Here is a 6,155-nt window from a genome sequence, read left to right as displayed (position 1 = left end):
CCATCGACTCCCTGCGGGCAGGTGCCCGGACGGCCTGATCGTGTCAGGATCTGCCCGTCCGGCCGTGCCGGTCGCGGTCGGAGAAGGGCGGTAGCTAAGGTGTGCGCCACAGTCAATCGGCCGCATCGACGCCGCTGCTGCCTGAAGGACGTCGGGTACGTGGGGGGACGAGCTCGGCATGGCGCAATCCGTGGACGATCTTTTCTGTGAGTTCGTGCGGACCCGCTCGCCGGCGTTGCTGCGAACGGCGTTCCTGCTGACCGGCGACCGGCACCTCGCCGAGGACCTGGTGCAGGACGCGCTGGCCCGCACGCACCGGGGCCGGCGCCGGCTCAATGATCCCGGGCACTTCGAGGCGTACACCCGCACCGCCATGTACCACCAGCATGTGAGCTGGTGGCGGCGCCGCAAGGTAGCCGAGTCCCTGCCCGGCGAACTGGCCGATGTGGTTCAGCCCGGCAGCGACCATGCTCGCCGCACTGATCTCAAGCTTGCCCTGCACCAGGCTCTCGCTCAACTCACCCAGCGGCAACGCGCCGTGCTGGTGGCGCGGTTCTTCGAGGACCGCAGCGAGGCCGAGACCGCGGATCTGCTGCAATGCTCAGTCGGCACGATCAAGAGTCAGACCAGCAAGGCTCTGGCCCGCATGCGGGAGATAGCGCCCGAGCTGCTTTCGGCAGTGATGGAGGAGGCCTGATGACCAACAACCTCGGGCCCCTGCGTCAGGCCATGTCGGATCTGAGCGAGCACGGCGGCACCGCCGACATGTACGAGCGCACCCTGCGCAAGTCGCGGCAGTCACAACGGCGGACAGCGCTCACCACCGGCGCAGCGGCGGCGACGCTGGTGTTCGCCATCGGCGGCACGGTCGCCTTCGCCACCCGTGACAGACCCGACCCTCCGACGCCACCCGGATCCACCAGCACCAGTGATGGACCCCAAAATCCCACCTGTCCGACGACGCAGACCCTCGGGACCCTGGTCGAGCTGCCGGCGGGCTGGACTTTCGCTTCCAGGGCAGTGGACTGCGTCGAGACGTGGGCGGCGGCCGACGTGCAGCGTCCGGACGCTGGCGCCGTCATCTACCTGTTCCATTACACGGCCGCCACGGGCTGGCGATTCCACGACCAGGGCACCGGTTGGGACTGCAAGGACCTGAACCTGACCGAGCCGGCGTCGTTCTGCACGTCCTGACCGCCTGCCCGGGAAGTCCCCGGGCTGAGGATCCGCGGCCCCGGCCACCTGCACGCCTGAGTGTGGTCCGCTGGGTTGGCAGCGCGGCGGTGACGGTCCTTGTGCTCGGCGATGGCCGGCGGGTCTCGTAGGCTCTGTCAGTGCAGACCAGTCGAGGACGGATCATGACGCAGATGTTGGACGCGGCGGAGAACGCCTCGCCGGTCGATGCAGTCGAGGCGGTCACCCGGGAGCTCGGTGCGGCGCTGGGTGCGCGCAGCGTGTCATTCCTGATCGCGGACCTCAGCGGTCGGGCGCTGGTCCGGTTGGCCCATGTGCCGCTCGGCGGTGCCGGTGACGGCCGCCGGGACGGTGACGAGGTTGCCACGGTGATGCCGTTCGACAACGGCCCCGCCGAGCAGGCGCTACGCAGCCAGACAGCGGGGGTTTTCGCGCAGCCTGACGGATGGATGGTGTTGGCGCCGGTGACCGACCGTGGTGAGGCGATCGGTCTGCTCGAGATGATCCTGCCTGACGAGCCCGCCCCGGCGATGCTGCAGGAGATCGCCCGCACGGCGCACGTGCTGGCGTTCGTGGTGATCGCCAACCGGCGGTACACCGATCTGTTCGAGTGGGGGCAACGCACGACCCCGTTCACCCTGTCCGGCGAGATCCAGCGCCGCCTGCTGCCCGCCTCGTTCACCTGTGAGAGTAGTGCGTTCACCCTGTCCGGCTGGCTGGAGCCCGCCGCCAGCGTCGGCGGGGACACCTTCGATTACAGCCTTGCCCGCGACGTGCTGCACTTCAGCGTCACCGACGCGATGGGCCACGGGGTGGCCAGCGCGCTGACCGCCACCCTGGGCGTGGGCAGCCTGCGCAACAGCCGTCGCCGCGGCACGGCTGCTCTGGTGGCACAGGCTGACACCGCGGATGCCGAGGTGGCCGAACACGCCGCCGTGCCGGGCAGTTACATCACCGCGATCCTCGGCCGCCTCGACCTGCGTACCGGCGTGTGCGCGCTGCTCAACGCCGGGCACGTGCCGCCGCTGCTGGTGCGCGACGGGGACGTCCGGTCGCTGCCGCTACCGGCCAACTTTCCCCTGGGTATGTTCGCCGGGGCCGGTTACCGCGATGGCGAGATCACGCTGCGACCCGGCGACCGTCTGGTACTGCTCACCGATGGCATGCGGGAGCGTAACGCCGCCAAACTGGATCTACCGAACATGCTGCGGTCGATTGCTCACCTGCACCCGCGTGAGGCTGCCCGGGCCCTGGCCGACGCCGCGCTCGAGGTCAGCGGACCGACCCTCGCCGACGATGCCACGCTGTTCATCCTGGACTGGCACGGCGGGCACAGCGAGGAGCGGCGGACTAGCGCCGGCGCCGACCAGGCGCGCGCCAGCGCCGCGCTGCCTGACTGAGCTACCGGCCCGTCGCGTCATCGGCGGACGGCACGCTCGCCTCGGCGGCCTGCACGCTGTCATACACGTCGATGACCCGATCCACCGATGTGACCGTCAGCACGTTACGCACGGCGGGCTGCGCCGCGGCGACGGACAACCGTCCGTCAGCGACACGCATCGCCTTGAACATCACCACCAGCGCACCCAGTGCGCTGGAATCCATGAAGCCCACCCCGGCCAGATCCACCACCACCTGCGGTTCACCGGCGTCAACCAACCGTTGCAGACCCTCGCGCAACTGCGGAGACGTCGCCATGTCCAGCTCGCCGCGCACCTCAAGCACGGTGCAACCCCGGCCCGGCCGGGCCGACAACAGCAAGTCCACGACACACTCCCCACGCCGATGATCCCCGCATACTCTATTCTGCCGGCGGGCGAAGCGCCGCCGGCAGGTGTACGTCGAGCGGACATCTTGACCGTTTCAGCTCAGCAACCCCGGGTAAGGCTGACAACAGCCGGTGCGTCCCGCTTCAGCCCGGCGCGGTTGCGTACGGGTCGAGGAGGAACTTCGCGATGCGCGTGACCATGACGCTGTCGCTGCCGCGGCAGCCGACCTCGGTGACCCGAGCCCGCCACACACTCGTCACCTTGCTGAGCCTCACCGAGGCCACCGAGGAGTCTCGTGGCCATCTCGCCGTGCTGATCACCGAGGCATGCGCCAACGCGGTGATGCACGCCGATCTCGACAGCACCGTCGACATCAGCATCGATATCGATGATCACATGTGCCTGCTCGAGGTCGGCAACCGCGGCAGTAGTCCCAACGGCGCTGGGCGGCTCGACGTCGACCTGCCCGACCCGCTCACCGTCGGCGGCCGTGGGCTGCCCTTGATCGCCGCACTTGCCGACGCGGCGGCCTTCGTCGCCGGGCCACCGGATCAGGTGCTGCTCCGCATCACCAAATACCTCGCCGACCCGCTGCCTCAGTCGACCTGATGACCGGAAATGCCCGCCCGGCGCCGACGTGCGTCACCAGGCGGTCGGTGCAATACCACCACTACGGAGCGTGTCGTCAGCTCACTGACGGCTCTCCTTGATCTTCGGCAACAGCGTGCCGTGGTCACACCGCGCCTTGATCTCGCTCCTGTTGCCCGCGGACAACAGCACCACCTGGATCTCCTTGGCCGGCCCGGGGTGGTAATCCTTGAGGCGGTAGCCGGCGGCAGGAGCGACGTCCACAACGCGAGCCTGATCGCCGGTGCAGAGCACTGTCACCACACCACCGAGTGCCCGCAGGGCCGTGCCTGGCTTCGGGGAGGTCGGCGCCGGCGCGGCACTGGACGGGACCGTCGACCGTTCGGCACTGGCTGACGTCGTAGGACCAGGGCCGGCCGATGAACCGGCTCCGGCGCTCGATTCAAGCGGCCCAGCCGGAGCGGCCACCGTGCGGCTTGGTCGAGAGACTGGTGCGGGCTCCGCGGACGTCTGCCGGGCAGCAGGTGTCTCGGTGGCAGACACATCGAGGGCAGCGTCGGGCCGAGCGGCACCCTCACGTGCGGCGATGCCGCCCGATCCGCCGTCGCCAGGTACGAACTGAGGGAGCACTAGCGAAACGGTCGCTGCCGTCGCCATGAGAACGGGGATCAACACGGCATTCGGGATGCGGCGACGCCGATCGGGAGCGGGGTCGGCGGTGGGCGGGGCCGACACGGGCGGGACGGATGCCGACTGCGCCGCCTGTTTCACCCGGCGCTCGGCGTCATCGGCGAGGCCGTGCAGGGCCGCGGCCACCTCCGCGGCGTCCGGTCGATCCGCGGGGTCCCGGGCGAGGCAACGGTCGAGGAGGCGGTGAACCTCCGGTGACACGCCCTCGATGTCCGGCAGCGGCGCCGGATCGACGTACACGTGAGCCGTCAACATCTGCGTGGGGGTCTCCGCCGACCAGGGCAGCTCGTTGGTCAGCGTTCGGTACAGCAACAGCCCGAGCGCGTAGACATCGGAAGCGGGCAGGACAGTGCCACCGGCGAGCCGTTCCGGCGCGAGGTAGGCCGCAGTGCCCAACAGTTGTCCGTCCGCCTCCAGCTCCGGCCGACCCACTGTGGTGGCGATACCGAAATCGACCACCTTCACACCGGCCGGTGTCAGCATCACGTTGGACGGCTTGATGTCCCGGTGCACAAGCTGACGTTCGTGCGCGGCGGCGAGCGCCTCGGCGACCTGCGCGCACGTCCGCATCGCGACGGCCGGCGGCAGCGGACCGGCGGCAAGGCGCTCGGACAGGGTCTCGCCGGGCAGCAGTTCCATCACCACGTACGAGACCTGGCGGCCGGCGGCATCGGTGTGCTCGCCATAGTCGTACACACTCGTCACGTGCGGGTGCCAGAGCCCCGCTGCGGCCCTGGCCTCTGCCTGGACGCGTTGCCGCGCGCCTCGGGCGGCGGCCTGCGCGCCGGCCAGGACCTTGACTGCCACCCCACGTTCGAGGACGCGGTCCCACGCCCGCCAGACGACCGACATGCCGCCAGCGCCGAGACGGCTCTCGACCTGATACCTGCCGTCCAGCAGATCACCGACCATCACTGGGACAGCTTGCCAGAGTGGACCCTAGGCGGCAGGGCGACCGCATTCCACGCTGGTCAGAGGCCGTCACGGGCAAGGTCCCGTCGCTTGGGGCCACGGGCTACCCGATCAACCGGGCGCGCTCCGGTGGCCAGCGGGCTGACCCGAGGCCTCAGGAACCGGCCGGCTCCCAGAGCAGGATCTGGCGGTGGTGGCTGAGACGTGGAGCCAGGCGGCGCCGACGACGTGCCCGTCGATCTCGGCGACGAACGGCAGATGTGTGTCCCTGTGGGAGGCCACCCAGTCGGTGTACGCACTGAGTCTGCCCTCGTCGATGCCGCGTAGCCCCGCGAGCGCCGCCACGTCTGCCGCGCTGGCCCTCCGCACGATCACCCGGGGAAGTCCAGGGCGAGCCGATTGCTGGCGGTGCCCCCAGTCGGCCCGGCCGGCACTTCGGTGTGCGGTGGGGGACAATCGACTCATGTTTGTCATCAAGGAGCGGTTCTTCTCGATCGGCGACGACTTCGACGTGCTCGACGAGCACGGCACCAAGGTCTTCCACGTCGACGGCAAGGTGCTCAGCGTCCGCGACAAGGTCGTCATCGAGGACGCCACCGGCCGTGAGGTCGCCACGCTGCACCGGCACCTGGTGGCGCTGCGTCCCACGTACGAGATCCGCATCGGCGGCGAGAAGGCCGCTGAGGTTCGCAAGAAGCTGCTCACGCCGTTCCGCGACAAGTTCACCATCGACGTGCCGGGGCCCGATGACCTGGAGATGAAGGGTGACCTGCTCGACCACGAGTACGTGATCGAACGCGACGGCACCGAGGTGGCCTCGGTCTCCAAGCGGTGGCTGACGATCCGGGACACCTACGCCGTGCAGGTCACCGCCGGCGTGGACCCGCTGCTCATCATCGGTAGCGTCCTCGCGCTCGACCTGGCCATGAACCGTGACAAGAAGAAGGCCGACGAGGACTGACCGTCTGGGCGGCAACCGCGGTGCGCGGGGTCGGGCCACGG

The 6,155-nt window shown here is 69.6% G+C and carries 7 protein-coding genes; 5 read left to right on the top strand and 2 right to left on the bottom strand.

All coding sequences use genetic code 11. The features are described from left to right. The first annotated feature begins 178 nt into the window (after nt 1-178). The 3 genes from ABZU43_RS11685 to ABZU43_RS11675 all read left to right on the top strand — a co-directional run bounded on the left by ABZU43_RS11685 (nt 179) and on the right by ABZU43_RS11675 (nt 2,594). Entirely contained in the window at nt 179-697 is a 519-nt protein-coding gene (locus ABZU43_RS11685; RefSeq protein ID WP_355006460.1) for a SigE family RNA polymerase sigma factor, read from the top strand. Continuing rightward, nucleotides 697-1,194, top strand: coding sequence for a hypothetical protein (locus tag ABZU43_RS11680; RefSeq protein ID WP_355006459.1), 498 nt, complete (start codon nt 697-699; stop codon nt 1,192-1,194). The genes ABZU43_RS11685 and ABZU43_RS11680 overlap by 1 nt, the downstream gene beginning before the upstream one ends. A gap of 164 nt (nt 1,195-1,358) precedes the next feature. Then, complete coding sequence (locus ABZU43_RS11675; protein WP_355006458.1) at nt 1,359-2,594, top strand: PP2C family protein-serine/threonine phosphatase; 1,236 nt, start codon at nt 1,359-1,361, stop codon at nt 2,592-2,594. A gap of 1 nt (nt 2,595) precedes the next feature. On the opposite strand, the gene ABZU43_RS11670 is transcribed toward ABZU43_RS11675, so the two are convergent. Further along, nucleotides 2,596-2,961: an STAS domain-containing protein gene (locus tag ABZU43_RS11670; RefSeq protein WP_355006457.1), complete on the bottom strand. Its 366-nt coding sequence runs from the start codon at nt 2,959-2,961 to the stop codon at nt 2,596-2,598. A 188-nt stretch (nt 2,962-3,149) separates the two neighbouring features. Between ABZU43_RS11670 and ABZU43_RS11665 the strand changes: the two genes are divergently transcribed. Next, entirely contained in the window at nt 3,150-3,572 is a 423-nt protein-coding gene (locus ABZU43_RS11665; protein WP_355006456.1) for an ATP-binding protein, read from the top strand. Nucleotides 3,573-3,653: 81 nt separating this feature from the next. Here the strand turns inward: ABZU43_RS11665 and ABZU43_RS11660 are convergent, their stop codons facing one another. Beyond that, the gene (locus ABZU43_RS11660) at nt 3,654-5,153 is read right to left on the bottom strand and encodes a protein kinase (protein WP_355006467.1); all 1,500 of its coding nucleotides are present in this window, start codon (nt 5,151-5,153) and stop codon (nt 3,654-3,656) included. A 463-nt stretch (nt 5,154-5,616) separates the two neighbouring features. Between ABZU43_RS11660 and ABZU43_RS11655 the strand changes: the two genes are divergently transcribed. Beyond that, nucleotides 5,617-6,114, top strand: a complete 498-nt coding sequence (locus ABZU43_RS11655) for an LURP-one-related family protein (protein ID WP_355006455.1) — start codon at nt 5,617-5,619, stop codon at nt 6,112-6,114. The last annotated feature ends 41 nt before the right edge of the window (nt 6,115-6,155 follow it).

Source organism: Micromonospora sp. NPDC005205, from assembly GCF_040608275.1.
Lineage (GTDB): Bacteria > Actinomycetota > Actinomycetes > Mycobacteriales > Micromonosporaceae > Micromonospora.
Note: the sequence above shows the minus strand (reverse complement) of the source record. Positions and strands in the feature narration are given on the sequence as shown.

Bases quoted from the DNA above. Each gene is read 5' to 3' on its own strand.
- ABZU43_RS11685 (WP_355006460.1), top strand. From the start codon at position 179: ATGGCGCAATCCGTGGACGATCTTTTCTGTGAGTTCGTGCGGACCCGC.
- ABZU43_RS11680 (WP_355006459.1), top strand. From the start codon at position 697: ATGACCAACAACCTCGGGCCCCTGCGTCAGGCCATGTCGGATCTGAGC.
- ABZU43_RS11675 (WP_355006458.1), top strand. From the start codon at position 1,359: ATGACGCAGATGTTGGACGCGGCGGAGAACGCCTCGCCGGTCGATGCA.
- ABZU43_RS11665 (WP_355006456.1), top strand. From the start codon at position 3,150: ATGCGCGTGACCATGACGCTGTCGCTGCCGCGGCAGCCGACCTCGGTG.
- ABZU43_RS11660 (WP_355006467.1), bottom strand. From the start codon at position 5,153: ATGGTCGGTGATCTGCTGGACGGCAGGTATCAGGTCGAGAGCCGTCTC.
- ABZU43_RS11655 (WP_355006455.1), top strand. From the start codon at position 5,617: ATGTTTGTCATCAAGGAGCGGTTCTTCTCGATCGGCGACGACTTCGAC.